A 17610-nucleotide genomic window follows, 5' to 3' on the forward strand; every position below is an offset into this window, starting at 1 on the left:
AGTATTTTTTTCCAAATCTATTAATATATTACATCCGATTTCCAATTATAGCTAGATATTTTTTTGAAATTTTTTCATGGATAATTTTTTTACTATGTTCCTTCCAGCTAACAATGCAAAATATAAAGGAATTGTGACTAGTACTATGGCATAAAAGTCTCGTCCAGCAAGGTAAGTGGCAGAGTGAAGACCTTTTATAAGGAAGTGAGCCAACAGGTAGGAGATAGGCAATAGAAGAATCTTTTCTAGTCCATTTCTTATTTTTTCGTTCTTACGGAATATCACCAATCCAATTCCACACGTAAGTAAAAACCCTACAGCGAACAACAAATAGTAGCTTAAAACTAGCCGAGGTAACGTCATGACAGAACCATCTGTTATGGGATCTCCATAAATTAAAATATTTTCACTTCCATCGGTATTGTAATAGTAGATGGAAGCGACCGTTTCCCCATTCGGGTTTAAGACCGTATTTTCCAGGTTGTTCCTGCTTATTTTCTGGTGCCAAATCGTTTCCCATGTTGTTATATCATAGACATAACCTGAATTGTCTGCTGCTGGATATTCAGTTACATTGAATCCAGAGACTTCTTCACTAACATTCAAAAGTACAGTTCCGTCATCCTTTTCAATGATTGAAACCGCATCTTCATTATAAGAAATGTATGCTGGCGTTGTCAGATAAGCGATTGTAACCATTACAAAAACCAATGTTACCATGACTGAAAGTATAATCGTCTGCAGCTTTTTCCTTCGCAATGTATTTTGTATGTTTCTTAAGGGAGCTATATTGGTATCTACTGGCGGTTCTTCAACAGACTTCATTACTTCAAGTCGTTTTTTACAGTTTTCACAAGAAGCGATATGTTCTTCAACTAGATCTCTCGTATCTTGACTTGCCATATCCTCGGCGTACAACGGCAGTATATCCCTAACCACATTACAGCTGATTTTCATCAATAATCCCCCAATCGCGCTTTAATCTTTTCTCTAGCGCGGTGATAAGTAACACAAGCCCAGTTGTCGCTTTTTGCATACAATTTGCCAATTTGCTTAAATGACAGTTCTCCAAATACACGGAGCGTAAAGACCTTTTTGTATGGCTCTTTTAAATTCCGGATCATTTCATGTACCTTCATAGACGCTTCTGAAGCGGCTATTTCTTGTTCTACATTGTCTCCACTAGCTGATTCTGGAACCGACTCAAAATCTACAAAGCTTTTTTTCTTACGCAAATAAGAGTAATAACTGTTTTTGGCAATTTGGCATAACCAAACACGGACATCACTATTCCCTTTGAAACTGTCTAGCGATGCTAATGCCTTCATAAAAGTTTCCGAAGTGATATCTTCAGAGATATGCTCATCGCCAGATAAACTATACACATATAAAAATACATCTTTAAAGTATGTATGATAAATATCCTCAAGCTGTGTCACCATCTCACCTCCTTACATATAAGACGCGATAAACTCAAATATCTTACAAAAATATAAAAAAAACCGGACAAAGTCCGCCCGATCCTTTTTCTTCTACCATAATTATTGAGTACTGTAGTCGATACTTCTTCCCATGTATCCCTTAATCATATTCAGGGACCATTTCTCCTCGATATTGTTCACAATGAAATCGGTTTCGTTTAAGTGAGGTATATACCATCTATGACTTACTAGCCCAAGTTCCACCAGCATTGACAAGGATCATCAGTCATTTATTTTTCATAAATGACAGTGAATATTTTATTGTACACGCAGATCATGGAGTGGTGGTCGATGAACAAGGTGTTTCTCGATAGAAAGAAGGACTTCCTCGTTGCCTGGTATTGAAACTGTATCCATTGATTCTTTAAAGGGAACCCATTTGTAATCACTATGCTCGTAGTTTATATTTACCTTTTGTGACTCATCAACGTAACCTACGAATACCGGTGCAATATAAATATAGTTCTCTTTAGGTGAATAGATCTGGTCAAATTGATTGGAGCTATAAAGCGAGAGATCTGTAATTCCTGTTTCTTCTTTCACTTCTCTAAGAGCAGCTTCCCAGGCTTTTTCCCCTTCTTCGATTCCTCCACCTATGTAACACCACACATCTCTTAAAACTGATGTATCACGTTTAAGTAATAAAACTTTATAACCTGAATCCGTTCTCTTTATTAAAACTGCAGCCACACCTGTGCACCTAAGTGGTACCTCTAAATTCATTTACTTGAGACCTCCCCCTTTCACTTGTATTGAATTTTGAAAATGATCATTCTCTGAGGCTACTCTATACTTTACTTACCTTAAACTCAGCATAATGCTAATCATTTCAAAAACCTACTAATCACTCAACCACTTTACATAAAATAGTAAACGACCTCGAAACGGACTATTGCACAAACCAGCCCAAATAGACAACTCCCTTTCTAACAAAAGGATCTTACTTATTCATAGCAGTCTTTCACCATATGTGGCCGCTCTTTGGTGTACTCATTTGTAAAAAAGTTCGGACTCCTCTCATACTCACACATTTGAACGATTTTATTCTCCTTTTTCAACTCAATATAACGATAGGTATTGGCAGGATCATCTGTAAACACAACCTCTGCAATGGTAGGCTTCGTCCGATTGGTATTCCGTTTGCCATTAGTAAAGGTTTCCACGGATTCCATTTCACTTGATTTATAGCCCTTTTCCTGCAGGTGATCCTTCACTTTCCTTTCCATCAGCAAGGCATTCACGGGTCTGGAGCCGGCTAAAATAAGTGCAGGGATAACAACAGCACTTATTAGAATAATCCCAGTTACTTTTTTCACTTTACGGCTGGGCTGAAATTTACGAAGAAGAATATGACTGGTTATCCCTCCAAAGAAAGCGAGAGCGGTATAGATACAGGTCCAAGTAAAAAAAGAGAAGTTTAAGTAAGTGAGTTGAGCCGAAAACGAAAGGACAAAAACGATTCCAGGGGCAATGTACAGCTTTTTGAAGTAAGCGTAACCTATAGCGCCGAGCACGAAAGCCAGACAAGGAAATAAAAATAGGACAAGTGGAATTAAGTACATGCGTAGCCTCCTCCATTCAACATTTAGTGTAATATTACACATAAAGTGGCTAGTTTTCAATAATAACTACAAAAAAAGGACAGAAGCCCTGATTGATCAGAACTACTATCCTATGCGAAAGAGAACTTTAACTGAATAGCTACTCTTCTTCATTTTCCTCATTTTTTCTTAAGCTCTGTCCCAATTTTTTAAGACTTCTTTTTTATATTGAGCTTATTCAACTAATGACCCTCTTGGGGAATCTATTACCTTACCCCCTACAGAATCTCAACTTCAAGTTACAAACCTTATACATCCAACATTTCGGGACTGGACCTCATAATCAACTAGTTTCCCCTACAGTTGCAATTTGCAAGTTACAGATACTTTTCTAACCAATGGTGACACTCATCATCAAAATACATTACAAAAAGTAAATTATAATTGACATTTTGTAATGTGTTGAATACTATAAATGTAGGAGGAGGGGATGATTTTTTTTGAAAAACAAAAAAATGAAGATCGCCCGTGTTGAAGCCGATGTTTCTCAAGAAAAATTAGCAGAAATTGTAGGGGTTACCAGGCAGACCATTAATTTAATCGAAGCTGGTAACTATAACCCGAGTCTGAAATTGTGTACGGCCATCTGTAAAGCATTAAATAAAACTTTAGATGATTTATTCTGGGAGGAATGATCAATGAGTGCTGAAAAGTTAGTTAAGGAAACTAAATTAACCATTGGTATAACGTTATTTGTTAGCTTAGCCCTTTTTATCACCTGGTTTATTTTCGAAACAACGGCCATTTCTTTTACTAACAGCAAAGCCTTCTTAGCCTTATCACTTATTCCTCTCAGTGCAGCACTAGCTTCCTTCCTTAAACTAATGAAAATAAAAAAGAACCCTAAAATTATTGTATCGGAGACGGATGAGAGACTTGTAGCCGAGAAGAATCAAGCCGATGCGAAAACATTGAAGGTACTTCAAGGTGTTTTGTTCTTATCATATTTGGGATACACATTTATCATTCCCGAACACACATTTAAATCGATCGGTTGGTGGGTAACGTTAAGTGTACTTCTTTTCTCTTTATTCGCTCCATTCATTTTTCGCCATATTTTGAAAGAAACCTGACAAAGCTTTCCGCTTTCTCTAACCGTTGAGAAACTTCAAACGCTGATACTCACAACACATAATATTGCATTTAAAAGGGAACCTCATTAAAAATGGGTTCCCTTTTAAATCCAGTAAACGCCCGCTTTTCTATTAGACTCGAACTCGAGATAATTTCTGCGAATAAAAAAACTACTATCCCGGTTAACGGACTATAACATCAGGCTTTGAAAAAGCGTAATGGTTATAAATAAAGTGGATAAAGAACCAGCAGTCAGTAATGTTATCATTTTCCACCTGTTTATTTCTTTTAAAGGTTTTACAGCCTCTTTAGACACCGTTACCCATATAGCCATAGATACTATAACTAAGATAAATAAAAATTCTTTCGACATATTTCACACCTCCATTTTAGTTAAAAAGCTAAATACGGCTATGCTATGTACTAGAATACTATGTAACAATCGCCCCCGTTAACGGAAGACTCGAAATCAAGATATTAAAGTATTTATAAATAACTTATGTAATTACAAATGCATCATGATAGTTTATAAATAGACAACTAATACTTTTATCACTGGGAAAATAAAAAATATAGCTGCAACAATATATAGATACCCTCTTCTCTTTTGCTTGGTCTTAACCTTTTCAACTCCTATTAGTAAAAAGAAGATGAACAAAAAAGGGATAAATATAACTGATAGTATTCGAACATTATTAACAAATAAATGAGAGAACCCCAGCACCATAGCAATGATAGCTAGTATGACATTCACTATTTTAAGTACTTTCAACGTTTACTCCCTCCTTAAGAGAGTTTCTTCCATCAAACTATATTTCAGCACAAAAAACTTATGTAATGAGGTCAAATTTTTAAACTTTGCCCCCGTTATAGTAAATGAAAATCCTGCCCCCACTACATTAACACTTTAGCGAAGTGGTGGGCAGGTACCCACATTAAAATAATCATATTTCCTTACACGTTATCATCAACCTATAAAAATTTACTCTTCTAGTAAGTATTGCTTTAAAAAAGACTCTTCAGAGTTCAAGATATTTTTAAAATCTTCTAGTTGATTTAATTCCTTTAAGATTTCATTGAGTTCATCCAAAATATTTTCAGGAGCTTTATCTACGTCTTTTTTTATCCATAAAATTATAGATTCCATTTGTTCGTATATCTCAATATAGTTTTTATATGCTTTTATTGTAGCATTAGGCTCAATAACCTTTGCAACATTAGAAAAAGTTTTAAATAATTTAAATATGATTATCTTTGCTTCTTCATCAATTAGTAATTCTTTTGCTAAAGAACGGCCCACTGTTCCAAAGTCATTTAATATGCCACTATTTAATCGATTATATTTTGTAACGGGCATTAATAAATCAATCATAAAACTAATATGCCAATAATACGCGGATTTTTTTTCCCCATTTAAATCCCCATGGAAATAAAAAAAGCTTATATTCGGTTCATAAACTGTATTTTCCTTCATAGAAGTAGTGATAAAATCAATTAGTTCATTAGATAACGCTTGGATTAACCTTACACGCTGGTTTTCACTGAGGTTATCGCTTTTTAAAGTTTTCTCTATCATGCGGTTATAATCAAGCACACAAGATACAATTAAATTTTCAGCATTAAAATCAATTTTATTTATCACTTTCTTAAAATTATATAATAGCGTAGAAGATATATAAGTCCATTGGGAATGTAATAGCTGATCAAATTCTTTGTTGGCTTCAAATTCACAATTATCATTTAGCGAGCCAAACCTTGTGCTAACCTCGCTAGGTACAAAATAATCTAAATTTGATTCGTATATTTTTTGGTAAACCTTTAAACTTTCCTTACTTAACTCTATATCAAAGTGTAATGCTTTGATCAAACATTCTTGTATGAAATCATCGTATTCTAAGAAGTCAAAATAGGGGAGGTTTTGTTCTACAGCTCTTTTTTTAAGCTTTATGTAGGTATTTATCATCTCATGTAATACCCATTCTTTATTTTCTGAGTCAACGTCTTTTAGGAATACATATTGAATTTTTACGTAAGAATTTATAAGGTCTCGTATTTGGTTGGCAATGTTTGGGTTTATGTCTTTAATTCTATTTGATAAAACTTTCTGAAAGTGATTGAGTATTTCGACGAAACCAATTCTATCTTGGTTTTTTATCAGGTTCACACCTATTATAGATATAGAGTAAAAGCTGTTGTTTTGATCATATTCACTCTTCAAATAAACTTGCGCCTCACCTTCATTCATACGTTTTAAAACACCCATTACAGATTCTCTAGAAGAAGCCTTAATAATAGTTTTCTTTATAGTAGGTACTAAAATAAGTATTGATAGAATGAAAGTAAATGAGCCAAATAAAGTAACATTGACTGCTAAATTAGTTACAGTATCATTTAGTAAAAAATTAGCAGTTATCATAATCAACAACGTGGATATTGAAACTTGAAAATAGTAAGATAATATCTTGTATTCAAGTATCGTATTTTTCATTTGTTCACTAATCGTTTTACCAGCAATAGTTATACTTAAAATTAGTACAGATACCAAGATTCCCAGGATTGAACTCAATGAACCGATTGCAATATTTATAATATTCCTTAAAATATCTTCATCAACATTTACTTTTATTAATGTGTACTGACTCAATAGAAATTGTGTTAAATACCCTAATATAATTACAAACGAAACCCAGTACTTCGGTAAATTCCCAATCATCTACCATACTCCTTATTAAGAAATTCTTCCAATTGGTTCAATCAAAAAATATAGATTATTTTTCCATAAATCCCTACCATTCATTTTTTCACATAACCACTATTTGCTCAATCAATATGTATTATTAAAAAGGATGTTGAATATTTATCTCGAAACTGAGTCTTCAACTAACCTGCCCGTTAGCGGAAGACTCAGTTTCAAGATAAATACTACAACGACTCTCATGATCACAATAAAAAAAGAAGGTTCCTAAATGAACCTTCTTTTAAAGAATTACTTTATTACCGCTCCTCCAACCTGTCGAGCAGTTCCTCAAGGTTTGGATCACTGATATAGTTTTCAATTGTGATGATCTCTTTGTCCTGGTGTGCGTGTTTCGCACGGTCATAGAGATCTTTATGAACGACGATGATGTTCGAATCTTGTGGTGCATCTTCAATTCTGTAGTGTTTTACTTCAATTCCTTCGATTCCTCTTTTTTGCAGTTTCTTTCTGAACGTCGTGGCACCGAGGGCACTACTTCCTGCACCTGCATCACACGCGAAGGAAACTTTATCAATTTTCTCTTCCTTTTTGCTACTGCTTGCCACTTGTTTTCCTTGCTGCTTCATCGCTTTAGATTTTTCGATGGAATCGGAAAGTTCATCTTCTTCCCCGTCTTTGTTCTTCTCCATTTTCAAAATCAGCGATGTGATCAGGAAGGTGACAGCTGCGGCAGCGAGAACGCCGGCGATGATGCCGATAAAGCTTCCTTTAGGAGTAAGTCCAAGGTAAGCGAAAATCGAGCCTGGGCTTGGTCCTGCGACGAGCCCTGCATCGAACATACTGAACACGGCGATCCCCGTCGCACCCCCGGCGATCATTCCAATGATTGTAAGGGGTTTCATTAATACGTAAGGGAAGTATAGTTCATGGATACCACCGAAGAAATGAATAATGATAGCACCTGGTGCGGTTCGTCGAGCCGTCTTTTTACCGAAGAACGTAAACGCCAGCAGCAATCCAAGGCCTGGGCCTGGGTTGGATGCGACGGTAAAGTAGATGGACTTGCCTGTTTCAGCTGCCGCCTGCATGCCGAGCGGGTAGTAAATCCCCTGGTCGATCACGTTATTCAGGAACAACACTTTTGCCGGTTCGTTAATCAAGGATAGCAAAGGCAGTAAGCCGGTAGCCACCAAAGCTTCAATGGCTGAGGTAACGAAGTTGTTCGCCGATTCGATCACTGGACCGATGAACAGGAACGATACGATCATTAACAAGAATCCCAGAATACCAAGGGAGAAGTTGTTCACAATCATCTCAAACCCGGCAGGAATTCGGTTTTCAACGGCACGGTCAAATTTCTTTATGATCAAGCCGCCTAAAGGACCGATCACCATCGCGCCTAAGAACATAGGAATATCAGATCCGACGATCAAACCAATGGCCCCGATCGCCCCCATGACCGCTCCACGCTGGCCACCGACCATACGGCCGCCGGTGATCGCGAGAAGCAATGGAAGCAGGAATTTAATGGCTGGACCGACAATTTGCGCCAGCTGCTCATTAGGGATCCATCCTGTCGGAATAAACAAAGCGGTCAACAGACCCCAGGCGATAAATGCGCCGATGTTCGGCAGGACCATATTGGTTAAAAAGCCGCCGAAAGCTTGTACTCTGGCCCTTGCCGAAGGACGATTCATGTCTACTACATTGCTATCTGTTGTTGCCTTAGCTGGACTTGCCATCTTTCTCATCCCTTTCGAATGTGAATTATGAAAAATCATTGATTTACGATCAAAAGACTGGACTTATTCTACCGTTTGAAGCAGATCCAGGATTTCCTGTTCACTGTTTGACTGTTCCAGTTTTTCTCTAACCTCATCTTCAATCAGCAACGAAGATAAGTCAGAAATCAAGTCTAAGTGGCCGGACGTATCTTCAGCAGCTAGTGTGAACAGAAGATTGACCTTTTTGTTTTCTGGAAATGGCACGGCCTCTTCCAACTTCAGAAGTGAAATCCCTGTCTTTTTAACAACGCCGTCTTCGTTTTTGGCATGAGGCATAGCGATTCCTGGGACGATGACGATATACGGTCCATTTTCGTGCACGTTTTGAATCATATCCTCCACATATTTTGGAGTAATCGAGCCATCATCCAGCAAAGGAGCTGCTGATTCTTTGATCGCTTCCTCCCATGTACTCACAGAGTTCAAAAAATGAATATTTCCTTTTAATTGTTGACTTAACATATTGTCAGCACCCTTTCCATTCAGCTTTTCAGCGGTTGTTTTTGTTTCAATTGCAGATAGTAATTTTTAATTTTCGATACGACCGTGTCATCGTTCCATTCAGTGAAATGAGCGATGGCTGCTTCAATCCCTTGATCTTCAATATAATTTTGAAGTGTCACAGATTCCTCATCTTCAGGGTTATCAAATAGAAGTGCGGCCGCGATTGCCGTGGTCAGGTTTTCATTTGGCAGGCCTAAATCATTAAGAACTTTCGCTGGTTTGACTAACCGTTCCTCTGATCCTAGCTTCCGGATCGGTGCCCTTCCCACACGTAAAACAGCATCGCTGATGTTTTCATTTTTGAAGCGATTGATGGTTTTTTCAATAAACGCTTCCAACCCCTGCTCGTCCATATCATGGATATGGGTGAAATAGCGGGCAGACTCATGAAGGGTTGCTCTTAAGAACTCCTCCAGCTTGTCATCCTGTAAGGCCCGTTGAATGGTTGGATAGCCTTTCAAATGCCCCATGTACGCTGTGGTCGCGTGCCCCATGTTCACCATGTACAACTTGCGCTCGATGTGGGGTTTCAACGTTACCACGTAGACGGCATTTTTCACTGGGGGCAGCTCCTTATTCACCATCTCAGAACGGTTGATGATCCATTCATAATAGGGCTCTACAAGGGCGACGTCCCCTTCCCTCCGTTTTTCAGATAGCGAAAGGCGGTCAATCGCGGAGTTCGGAAAACCAACGGAAGATATGATTTCATCCATTTGTTGTTCGGAAACTATTTTTTTCACTTCTTCTTTCAGTTGTGAAGTAGCATTTATGGTATTTTCATTGGCCATCACATCAATGAGAGGTTTATTCTGTTGCTTTCTTAACAAAAGCCCCCTGGATAAGATCGGAGCAATTCTTGAAAGATTCTGTGCTCCTACAGATGTCGTGATGAGATCCGCTTCGAAAATTGCTTCGATGATTTCATTTTGAGCACTTGTATGAAGGGCTCTCACAGGAGAAACGTTCTCCTGCGTGTGATTTTCATCCAGTAACTCGATCACATACTGCTTTTTGTCATTGATGCTTTCGACCAGCTGGTGGTCTGCATCGACAAAGCAGATTTCATATCCCGTCTTGTTCAGCAGAGATCCGATTAAGCCTCGACCGATATTCCCCGCTCCAAAATGTAGCGCTTTCATTTGTGGACCTCCTTTATGTCAGGTTCTCTTCATTCGTCCAGGCCCTAGTAAACCATAAAAACCAGTATAATAGGACAATGGAAGAGCGTCTATAGAGAAAAAAGAAAATTAACCCTTTTTGTTTAAATTTACATATTTTCTCATCTGCTTCAGGCTCACTTATGGATTGCATGGCCTGCCCATCTGATCTTCCTTCCTGTATCAAAGGGGCCTGGAATTCCTATACGTCTATTATTCTAAGTTTGCGTGGTATTCCCAAAGCGAATGCAGTTCGATGTTTTCTTTTTTGACAATCATTAATGCGATGGTATCCCCTAGTAGAAGAAGACTTTGTTCAAACAAACTCTTCATCGGCTGGTGGGATTGTACTTCTTCCTCTGATTCCGGGCTGGAACTAATAGGAAGACGTACGAAGACATCGGCGTATTGGCTCATGGAACTACTTGGATTCGTCCCGATGTGGGCGACCGTTGCGTTCAGTTCTTTCGCTTTTTTGGCAATAATGAGAGGAAAAGCTGTTTCGCCGCTGCCTGATCCTACGATGAGCAGGTCTTTCTCCGTCATGGCCGGTTCTGTGATCTGCCCTACCACGTAGGTCTGAACACCGAGGTGCGCCAACCTTTTGGCGATGGATTTCAATGATAAAAGCACCCGTCCGACACCTACGAAAAATACTTTTTCTGCTTGATTGATCTGCTCGATCAACTGATCAATCTCCTGACTGTCCACGTTGTTTAATGTGGATGTGATCTCATTGGTAATGACTCCAGCTGCTTCCTTATAGTTAACCATTGATTCCAACCTCCTCTTGCAATCCTTCTTGTATTAGTGATTCCATCAATTTTTTGTTATCTTTCAAGCTATTGCTCTTTTCAAACAAACTCGTGCTTCCGGCCACCAGGATGTCCGCTCCGGCTCTGACCAGTGTCGGAATCGTATTCAAGGATACGCGGCCGTCCACTTCAATCTTCGTATCCAAATCTTTGGAACGGATCAGCTTAGCCAGATCCTCTACTTTTTTCGTAGCATAGGACACTTGCTTTTCCCCTTTATCTGTTGCAAATCCAGGGTTGATTAGCATTAAGAGAACCGTGTCTACTTGCGGTAACACATAATCCAGGACCGATAATGATGTTGCTGGGTTCAATGCGATTCCCACTTTGGTGTCATGCTTTTTAATTAAATTGATGTAACGGTCAAGGTGGAAGCTTGTCTCCACATGGAAGGTGATTTGTTCCACTCCGATCCGCAGCATCTCCTGTATAAAGAATTCATTCGTGTTGGCCATTATATGAACATCGAATTTCATATCCGTTATTTTTCTTAATTGTTCAATGGTGTTGATTCCCAAAGGCATGCTTGGACTGAAGGTTCCGTCGATAATATCAATGTGCAGCGTATCCAATCCTGCTTCTTCAATCTCTCTGACACTCTTCTCAAGATTGCAGAGATCCGCACACATGATGGACGGTGCAATCGTTATATTTCTTTGCATGTTTGTGCCTCCTTGTTTGTGTTTATGCGCCTTTGTCAAAATATTAAGGCATAAACAAGAAAATGTAAAGCGTTTTCTTGCATGTTTTTGCTTTTATTTGCACCTTAATGCTGTTTTGATATTTGTGAAAGCGAAGATCCATGATATACTGGAAGAAATCTTAGAAGGAGTCTTTCGTGTATGCTTAAACAAGAACGCCAGCAAACCATTATCGATATAGTAAACGAAGAGCACAAAGTCATTGCCAGCGACTTAAGCAGACGCCTGTCTGTTTCAGAAGATACCATTAGAAGAGACTTGAAAGAATTAGACAGCCAGGGCGTCATCAAAAGAGTTCATAGCGGGGCATTAAGAAAGGGACCTCCCGTCCAGGACTTTTCTACAAGACAGGAAATTTTCAATGAAACGAAATCAAATCTGGCGAACAAAGCCCTACCATATATTGAAGATGATATGGTCCTGTTGATCGATGGCGGAACAACGAACTTACAACTGGTCCACCAGCTTCCTTTATCATTAAAAGGGACGGTGATTACCAACAGCCCGCCGATAGCCATGGCGCTTTCCAACCATAACGACATCGAGGTCATCATGATCGGAGGAACCTTATTTAAACAATCCATGGTGAATTTAGGGATCGACACCTATGAAGCTCTGAATACGATGAGAGCAGATCTATATATCATGGGCATTTACAACATAGATCCTGAAATCGGGATCAGTATCCCCCGTTCATCAGAAGCACTGATCAAAAGGAAAATGGCATCGATTTCCACTGAAGTGTTAGGCATGGTAACCAATGATAAGCTGGATACTGTTTCCAACCATATTGTTTGTCCGACCGACCATTTGACGTACTTAATCACAGAAAATGTGCATGCGGATATTAAACGTTTGTATGAAAAACAGGGCATTACGATCATTGATAAGTGAGCCCGTTTACGATTTGAGTGCAGCCCAAACCCTTGCCTCTTCTTCATGAAATGTATGAATACCAATAAAAAGTCGGCCCTTTCAGGCCGGCTTTGTTTATGTCACAGATTCATTGGTTGACCACTTAGGAACCATACACAAAGCAAGTAAATCACTTGATGTTTGCGGCATATGGGCAGAGCTGCTCACACATTAGAATTCTACAACCGACCGTTCGGTTTATAACTTAAAATTCAAGAGCACATCAATTATTGGATTTTTCAGAAATAAGAACTTTAGACCTATTACCAATTGTCAAATAAAGTGTTAAAAATATTATAGGAATATCCTCTTTGAATGAAGATACATAAGGAGTGATGCCTCTCTTAGAATATTAAATACAACTAAAAATTCATTTACTCATCAATTCTTAATGACTACAATAAGGATCCACTGATCATCACCACTCTCTTTTTTTTGAAATTTGATGACCGACCGTTCGGAAACCTAATCTACTATGTTCCTCTCATCATGTAATCCTTTATAATGAAAGATAGAACGATAAATATTTAGTGGGGGGAACTTATGAAAACAAAACAAGCGATCATTCAGAATGCTCTTCAGTTCTTTGCTGTTCATGGTTACCAAGGAGCTTCGATGGCTCTCATCGCAAAAGAATCACAGATTACTAAATCATCCATCTATAGTTATTTCAACAGCAAGGAAGATTTGTATCTTGCCGTTTTAGATCACTTATTGGAATTCCACTACGAGTATTGGGATCGAAGGAAAAAAAGCATTAGAAAAACGAATACAAAGAAAGCTTTATCCGATATTTTATATACGGCCTATACGACTTCAAACAAAGAAAAGTTCATCTCTATTTTTTGGCAGACGGCTCTTATCGTTCCACCGATCGACTTGAAAGATATCATTGATGACAAGCTGAAACTTGCCAAAGAGGTTGTGATCACCTACTTGGAAAGCATTTTTCAAATGGGGATAGAAACAGGACAAATTAAACCTGAGCATGAACCCTTTTACCTTGCCAGTGCTTATTACTGTCTGCTTGAAGGTGCCACTCTGTCTCACGTTTATGATGCTGTACCAGAAAAGGAACAGTTGCTTCAAACCATTTTCGACACTTTTTGGAGAGGCCTGGAACCCACTAATACGAATTCAAACTTGGCAACCAAATGAATCAAAACATAGGATGACGGTAAATGTTGAGGTTGTCGCAGGAGGCTATAGAATGAAAAATAATAAAGAGCAAATGGATTCACATCTGCTCTATTTATACTCACCTCCCATTAAAAAATTGTTATGTAAACTGAAAAAACATCACGCAGACTCTTATGAACATTCCACTTTAACCACTGCCATGTATTATGATTTTTGTAGATTCTCTTCATTAAATGAATGCTTGACCATTAAATCCTTACGCTCCGTACTTATGAGGGATGTAGGAAATCTATTACTTCCTCCCTCCATGTTGGATAACCAACATGCATTAACACGATATGACTCGACCCTAATAAAAAAGCATCCCGAATATAGTTTAAACATCGTCTCTCAGTATCCGGAAATTGATATAGATCCACTATTAATCCTTCACCATCACGAAAACATAAATGGAACGGGCTATCCCTCTCAGCTTACACATCGCAGCATTCCCGATTCAGCAAAGATTGTACGAATCATCGATGCTTATACAAATATGTCTTCCATAAATACCAATAAACCCGACCTCACCTATGTGCAGGCGCTTGCAAACTTAAAGAGCTATGTAAACAGTCATTTTGATTCAGAGTATCTAGCTTTTTTTTCGCTCTTTATAGAAAACCAATCTCAAACGGAACAAAGAGACCACTCTTTTGTTAAATAAATCATTCCTGAAGGAGGAAAGTTGAGGGTGAGAGACTTAAGCGACCACATGCTGAAAAAAACTTATATTCAAGCCCAAAAACTTGAACTTCGCCCTGATTTCATTGAACTATTAAATCAAGAAATACTGAGGAGGAAGCAGAACTGTTGCGATAGAACATCCCTTAATGGGAAAGATGATCCTTTCCTAAAATCGCTCAAAAAATGATGTCCAGGTGCTTAGCACGGCGGACGTGTTTTAGAAAAAGGATCAATAGAAATTAGAAGCCCCCTTTTTATAGAAGCACAGGTAACCATGCCGTACATCTTGACTTAAAAGGACTGATTCATTAATTTAAGGCATAGCAAAACAAGCCATCCTTCTAGAATGACCATTCACTTTATCCGGTATAGAAGTCGGTCCGGCGTTCGGTCCATTACCACTTCAGCATCCGGGGCAGGCCACAAACTCCACCAGCACTCCAGAGAATTCAGGCCTTCCCCGATCTTTCATGTACTAATCCCTGATCATTCCGTGACTAGAACCAATTAACACTTCTTTTCCTTTTTGATTACGATAGACAGACTTCATTTCCACTTTCTTATGACCTTCCGCCTGAGCAACCTTTTCCAAACTCACTTCACAGGTAATCGTATCCCCTGTAAAAACGGGGCGTAAAAATTCACTGACCATATCCCTTGCAATATAGTGCAAATCTCCACCGATCTTCGTTCCAATCGTCGCTGTTAATAAGCCTTGAACCATCAGCCTTCCCTCGTCATCCGGTTCCACATGGTGTCTCCCCTGGTCACCGGAAATCCGGCCGAACTCCAACACTTCCTCGTTCGTAAACGTGCGCTTCCACGTGTACACATCCCCTGTTCTCATCGTCCTCTCCCCTTTACATGATTAATAGGAATTCTCATTGTGACATCTTATCTCGCTAAGTTTTTTTCAAAATGGTAACGTTCGCCATCATCTGAAATAAGGTGATAGCCATTGGATGTATAAAGCCGTACAGCACTTTCCCAAGTATGATGCGTCTCTAATACAAGTCGTTCATACTGGCTGGATCGTGCCGCATCCTCAAGTATCATTAGCATCCTTTGCGCGATGCCCCTTCTTCTATAGGTACCCTTCACCGACATCCGCACAATTCTCCCCACCTGATGATCCTCTTTCTTAACGGCCCCCGTTGCTACAAGCTCACCATCATTAAGGGCAACAAAGAATACATTTCCTTCCGTATGATAGGTACCCATCATATCTTTCAAATCGGGATTCATCGAATGATCGATAAACCCAAAGCGCTCCAAAAACCCGGCCAATATGAGTTCTCTAGCTTCGTCCTCCACCGCTTTATGCAAGGGCAGGATGTCCAGTGTTAAGACCTGTTCTTTCCCCTCTTTTTCCAAAGCTCCTCTCCTCCTTTTCCCAAGCGCACTTCCTTCTTAAAAATCCTCTAACTCGGCGAGGTAGATATACAGACGCTTTTCAATTTGTTCTTTCGTTCCAAACCGTATGATCTGCTCTTGTGTCAACGTATCTTCCTGAAGCAATTCAAAATGAGCATGAGCCATCGTCACAAGCTTCAGAAACACTTCAATATGTAAATCCGTCCGCTTCTGTTTTGAACCTTGCGTATATCCATCTACAAATCCACCAGCATGAGCTTTCAACAAAGGGGCATGGTGATGATAGTTTCCTTTTCCATATCTCCTTGTATCGTAGACCGTTTGGAAAAAGGTATGATAATTGAACACATGGTTAGCGGCAAGCGAAGTCCCTGTGTAAAGGATCGGAAAAGGGTCGATCATTTTCACACCGCTTTTTGTGAAGATCAAATTTTCAGGTGATGTGTCCTGGTTGGTCAAGATCCGCTTTTCCCGGTCGATGGACCGGTTGGGGATTAATTCCTTTCCGGTGGCAGCCACTTTTTCTTTATTGAATGCATAGTCACTTGAGAGAAGGACATGAAGTTCTTCTTCATACTCTCCTCTCTCTTCGACGATACATGCACTCAAATCCATGTCGAGACCGCCCTTCAGTTCCCCGTTTTCTCCGACTTCCAAATATCCGATGCCTTCATAAGGAGGATCGATCTCTTCAAGGGCACGGAAGAACTCCCCTATGTCCCTTCCGTATTGCTTCGATTGTGGTTGGGTCTGTCCTTCCAATCCCAGCGTTTGACCCACATACGTTTCAATCGTGTAGGTAAGATCTTCATTAATGTAATAATGGAAGTGTTCAGGACACATGCCTTTCTGCGCCTGGTTCGCTGTCTTGTAAAAGGCTTCGGTAGAGCCATATTCCGCCATCAATTGATCCCGGTTGAAGTCGACGGCTTGATCATACGCAAAACTTTTAGGAATCCGGAGGACAAGCTGATCACTTTCAATCAAGTAAGCATAGTGCCAGGCCCCTTCCCCCAGGCGTTTGATGTCCGATTCTCCAGCTAATAGGTTTACCCCTTCATTTTCCAGCGCACGGTTGATTTGTTCTAATTCTGTGACTGAATGTTTCGTCAAAAACTCCATGGTTTTATCTCCTTTTTCATCACGTTCGTAAGTGTGTTGATTCTTTGAATTGAAGAGTTGGTGGATATCCCCTCTTTTTGTTCCCACATCTTGTTTAAAGTTCGTTATCCCTTCAATATTTTAACATATAATTCCTAATTGTCTGAAAAAATTAGTAGTCTACTATACGGAAGACTACTTCACTTTGACTCATCTCCTTATAAACGTTATACTGGAAAAACTCTTGAGACTTCGGTACTCATTTGAAATAAGTGATCAGGAGTGAGCGTATGTCAGAAATGAAGGTGGGGCAGTCCATCCAGGAAAGATGCACGAGCTGCTACCACAATGTTCTTAAAGTTATTAAAGTGGTCCCTAAAGAATTTGAAGATAAAACGGCTTATGTTGTTTGGACGCAGTGTCCGGAATGTGGAAACAATGATCATCAACTGACTCAAAAAGACGCATAGAGAACAGGCGATTTTTCCAGGAGCCTGCCATAAATATCGAGCCAATCGCAAAAAGGACTTCCTTATTCA

21 protein-coding genes are annotated in these 17610 nt (G+C 39.3%); 7 read left to right on the forward strand and 14 right to left on the reverse strand.

Annotated features, from left to right (window positions below):
- Positions 1–51: 51 nt before the first annotated feature.
- The 4 genes from ACQ4XT_RS18210 to ACQ4XT_RS18225 all read right to left on the reverse strand — a co-directional run bounded on the left by ACQ4XT_RS18210 (position 52) and on the right by ACQ4XT_RS18225 (position 3043).
- Positions 52–957 carry a zf-HC2 domain-containing protein gene (locus tag ACQ4XT_RS18210; protein WP_446854900.1) on the reverse strand — a complete coding sequence of 302 codons (906 nt, stop codon included), beginning with the start codon at positions 955–957 and terminating at the stop codon, positions 52–54.
- Positions 957–1442, reverse strand: a complete 486-nt coding sequence (locus ACQ4XT_RS18215; RefSeq protein ID WP_446854901.1) for an RNA polymerase sigma factor — start codon at positions 1440–1442, stop codon at positions 957–959. Before ACQ4XT_RS18215 ends, ACQ4XT_RS18210 begins: the two co-directional genes overlap by 1 nt.
- Positions 1443–1739: 297 nt before the next feature.
- Positions 1740–2204 carry an NUDIX hydrolase gene (locus ACQ4XT_RS18220; RefSeq protein WP_446854902.1) on the reverse strand — a complete coding sequence of 155 codons (465 nt, stop codon included), beginning with the start codon at positions 2202–2204 and terminating at the stop codon, positions 1740–1742.
- Between the two features lie 221 nt (positions 2205–2425).
- Positions 2426–3043 carry a DUF2651 family protein gene (locus tag ACQ4XT_RS18225; RefSeq protein WP_446854903.1) on the reverse strand — a complete coding sequence of 206 codons (618 nt, stop codon included), beginning with the start codon at positions 3041–3043 and terminating at the stop codon, positions 2426–2428.
- Positions 3044–3522: 479 nt separating this feature from the next.
- Here ACQ4XT_RS18225 and ACQ4XT_RS18230 point away from each other — a divergent pair, with 479 nt between their 5' ends.
- A complete protein-coding gene (locus ACQ4XT_RS18230) occupies positions 3523–3717 on the forward strand; it encodes a helix-turn-helix transcriptional regulator (protein WP_206946163.1) in 195 nt (64 codons plus the stop codon).
- 3 nt (positions 3718–3720) lie between these two features.
- Complete coding sequence (locus tag ACQ4XT_RS18235) at positions 3721–4155, forward strand: hypothetical protein (protein ID WP_446854904.1); 435 nt, start codon at positions 3721–3723, stop codon at positions 4153–4155.
- A gap of 191 nt (positions 4156–4346) precedes the next feature.
- Here ACQ4XT_RS18235 and ACQ4XT_RS18240 read toward each other — a convergent pair whose 3' ends face one another.
- From ACQ4XT_RS18240 to ACQ4XT_RS18270, 7 genes are all read right to left on the reverse strand, one after another.
- A complete protein-coding gene (locus tag ACQ4XT_RS18240; protein ID WP_446854905.1) occupies positions 4347–4529 on the reverse strand; it encodes a hypothetical protein in 183 nt (60 codons plus the stop codon).
- Between the two features lie 609 nt (positions 4530–5138).
- Positions 5139–6869, reverse strand: a complete 1731-nt coding sequence (locus tag ACQ4XT_RS18245; RefSeq protein ID WP_446854906.1) for a hypothetical protein — start codon at positions 6867–6869, stop codon at positions 5139–5141.
- Between the two features lie 281 nt (positions 6870–7150).
- Complete coding sequence (locus tag ACQ4XT_RS18250) at positions 7151–8596, reverse strand: PTS mannitol transporter subunit IIBC (RefSeq protein WP_446854907.1); 1446 nt, start codon at positions 8594–8596, stop codon at positions 7151–7153.
- 63 nt (positions 8597–8659) lie between these two features.
- The gene (locus ACQ4XT_RS18255) at positions 8660–9100 is read right to left on the reverse strand and encodes a PTS sugar transporter subunit IIA (protein ID WP_446854908.1); all 441 of its coding nucleotides are present in this window, start codon (positions 9098–9100) and stop codon (positions 8660–8662) included.
- A gap of 20 nt (positions 9101–9120) precedes the next feature.
- A complete protein-coding gene (locus ACQ4XT_RS18260; protein WP_446854909.1) occupies positions 9121–10284 on the reverse strand; it encodes a mannitol-1-phosphate 5-dehydrogenase in 1164 nt (387 codons plus the stop codon).
- Between the two features lie 231 nt (positions 10285–10515).
- Positions 10516–11076: a 6-phospho-3-hexuloisomerase gene (gene hxlB, locus ACQ4XT_RS18265; protein ID WP_446854910.1), complete on the reverse strand. Its 561-nt coding sequence runs from the start codon at positions 11074–11076 to the stop codon at positions 10516–10518.
- Complete coding sequence (locus ACQ4XT_RS18270) at positions 11069–11779, reverse strand: ribulose-phosphate 3-epimerase (RefSeq protein ID WP_446854911.1); 711 nt, start codon at positions 11777–11779, stop codon at positions 11069–11071. Before ACQ4XT_RS18270 ends, hxlB begins: the two co-directional genes overlap by 8 nt.
- 180 nt (positions 11780–11959) lie before the next feature.
- Between ACQ4XT_RS18270 and ACQ4XT_RS18275 the strand changes: the two genes are divergently transcribed.
- From ACQ4XT_RS18275 to sda, 4 genes are all read left to right on the forward strand, one after another.
- Positions 11960–12712 carry a DeoR/GlpR family DNA-binding transcription regulator gene (locus ACQ4XT_RS18275; RefSeq protein ID WP_446854912.1) on the forward strand — a complete coding sequence of 251 codons (753 nt, stop codon included), beginning with the start codon at positions 11960–11962 and terminating at the stop codon, positions 12710–12712.
- Between the two features lie 564 nt (positions 12713–13276).
- Positions 13277–13891 carry a TetR/AcrR family transcriptional regulator gene (locus tag ACQ4XT_RS18280; RefSeq protein ID WP_446854913.1) on the forward strand — a complete coding sequence of 205 codons (615 nt, stop codon included), beginning with the start codon at positions 13277–13279 and terminating at the stop codon, positions 13889–13891.
- Positions 13892–13943: 52 nt separating this feature from the next.
- Positions 13944–14576 (forward strand): HD-GYP domain-containing protein, encoded by a 633-nt coding sequence (locus ACQ4XT_RS18285; RefSeq protein WP_446854914.1) that lies wholly within the window; start codon positions 13944–13946, stop codon positions 14574–14576.
- Positions 14577–14603: 27 nt separating this feature from the next.
- Positions 14604–14783, forward strand: a complete 180-nt coding sequence (sda, locus tag ACQ4XT_RS18290; protein WP_446854915.1) for a sporulation histidine kinase inhibitor Sda — start codon at positions 14604–14606, stop codon at positions 14781–14783.
- A 288-nt stretch (positions 14784–15071) separates the two neighbouring features.
- On the opposite strand, the gene ACQ4XT_RS18295 is transcribed toward sda, so the two are convergent.
- From ACQ4XT_RS18295 to ACQ4XT_RS18305, 3 genes are read right to left on the reverse strand one after another with little or no spacing between them, the layout of a single operon-like run.
- On the reverse strand, positions 15072–15443 hold the full coding sequence (locus ACQ4XT_RS18295; protein ID WP_446854916.1) for an FAS1-like dehydratase domain-containing protein: 372 nt from the start codon (positions 15441–15443) through the stop codon (positions 15072–15074).
- Positions 15444–15490: 47 nt separating this feature from the next.
- Entirely contained in the window at positions 15491–15970 is a 480-nt protein-coding gene (locus ACQ4XT_RS18300) for a GNAT family N-acetyltransferase (RefSeq protein WP_446854917.1), read from the reverse strand.
- A 36-nt stretch (positions 15971–16006) separates the two neighbouring features.
- Positions 16007–17179, reverse strand: coding sequence for a hypothetical protein (locus ACQ4XT_RS18305; protein WP_446854918.1), 1173 nt, complete (start codon positions 17177–17179; stop codon positions 16007–16009).
- A 182-nt stretch (positions 17180–17361) separates the two neighbouring features.
- Here ACQ4XT_RS18305 and ACQ4XT_RS18310 point away from each other — a divergent pair, with 182 nt between their 5' ends.
- The gene (locus ACQ4XT_RS18310) at positions 17362–17541 is read left to right on the forward strand and encodes a hypothetical protein (protein WP_446854919.1); all 180 of its coding nucleotides are present in this window, start codon (positions 17362–17364) and stop codon (positions 17539–17541) included.
- Positions 17542–17610: the final 69 nt, after the last annotated feature.

This window comes from Halobacillus sp. 12SKB, from assembly GCF_052941655.1.

Coding starts and splice junctions, on each gene's coding strand:
- ACQ4XT_RS18210 (WP_446854900.1), bottom strand. CDS start 957: ATGAAAATCAGCTGTAATGTGGTTAGGGATATACTGCCGTTGTACGCC.
- ACQ4XT_RS18215 (WP_446854901.1), bottom strand. CDS start 1,442: ATGGTGACACAGCTTGAGGATATTTATCATACATACTTTAAAGATGTA.
- ACQ4XT_RS18220 (WP_446854902.1), bottom strand. CDS start 2,204: ATGAATTTAGAGGTACCACTTAGGTGCACAGGTGTGGCTGCAGTTTTA.
- ACQ4XT_RS18225 (WP_446854903.1), bottom strand. CDS start 3,043: ATGTACTTAATTCCACTTGTCCTATTTTTATTTCCTTGTCTGGCTTTC.
- ACQ4XT_RS18235 (WP_446854904.1), top strand. CDS start 3,721: ATGAGTGCTGAAAAGTTAGTTAAGGAAACTAAATTAACCATTGGTATA.
- ACQ4XT_RS18240 (WP_446854905.1), bottom strand. CDS start 4,529: ATGTCGAAAGAATTTTTATTTATCTTAGTTATAGTATCTATGGCTATA.
- ACQ4XT_RS18245 (WP_446854906.1), bottom strand. CDS start 6,869: ATGATTGGGAATTTACCGAAGTACTGGGTTTCGTTTGTAATTATATTA.
- ACQ4XT_RS18250 (WP_446854907.1), bottom strand. CDS start 8,596: ATGGCAAGTCCAGCTAAGGCAACAACAGATAGCAATGTAGTAGACATG.
- ACQ4XT_RS18255 (WP_446854908.1), bottom strand. CDS start 9,100: ATGTTAAGTCAACAATTAAAAGGAAATATTCATTTTTTGAACTCTGTG.
- ACQ4XT_RS18260 (WP_446854909.1), bottom strand. CDS start 10,284: ATGAAAGCGCTACATTTTGGAGCGGGGAATATCGGTCGAGGCTTAATC.
- hxlB (WP_446854910.1), bottom strand. CDS start 11,076: ATGGTTAACTATAAGGAAGCAGCTGGAGTCATTACCAATGAGATCACA.
- ACQ4XT_RS18270 (WP_446854911.1), bottom strand. CDS start 11,779: ATGCAAAGAAATATAACGATTGCACCGTCCATCATGTGTGCGGATCTC.
- ACQ4XT_RS18275 (WP_446854912.1), top strand. CDS start 11,960: ATGCTTAAACAAGAACGCCAGCAAACCATTATCGATATAGTAAACGAA.
- ACQ4XT_RS18280 (WP_446854913.1), top strand. CDS start 13,277: ATGAAAACAAAACAAGCGATCATTCAGAATGCTCTTCAGTTCTTTGCT.
- ACQ4XT_RS18285 (WP_446854914.1), top strand. CDS start 13,944: ATGAAAAATAATAAAGAGCAAATGGATTCACATCTGCTCTATTTATAC.
- ACQ4XT_RS18295 (WP_446854916.1), bottom strand. CDS start 15,443: ATGAGAACAGGGGATGTGTACACGTGGAAGCGCACGTTTACGAACGAG.
- ACQ4XT_RS18310 (WP_446854919.1), top strand. CDS start 17,362: ATGTCAGAAATGAAGGTGGGGCAGTCCATCCAGGAAAGATGCACGAGC.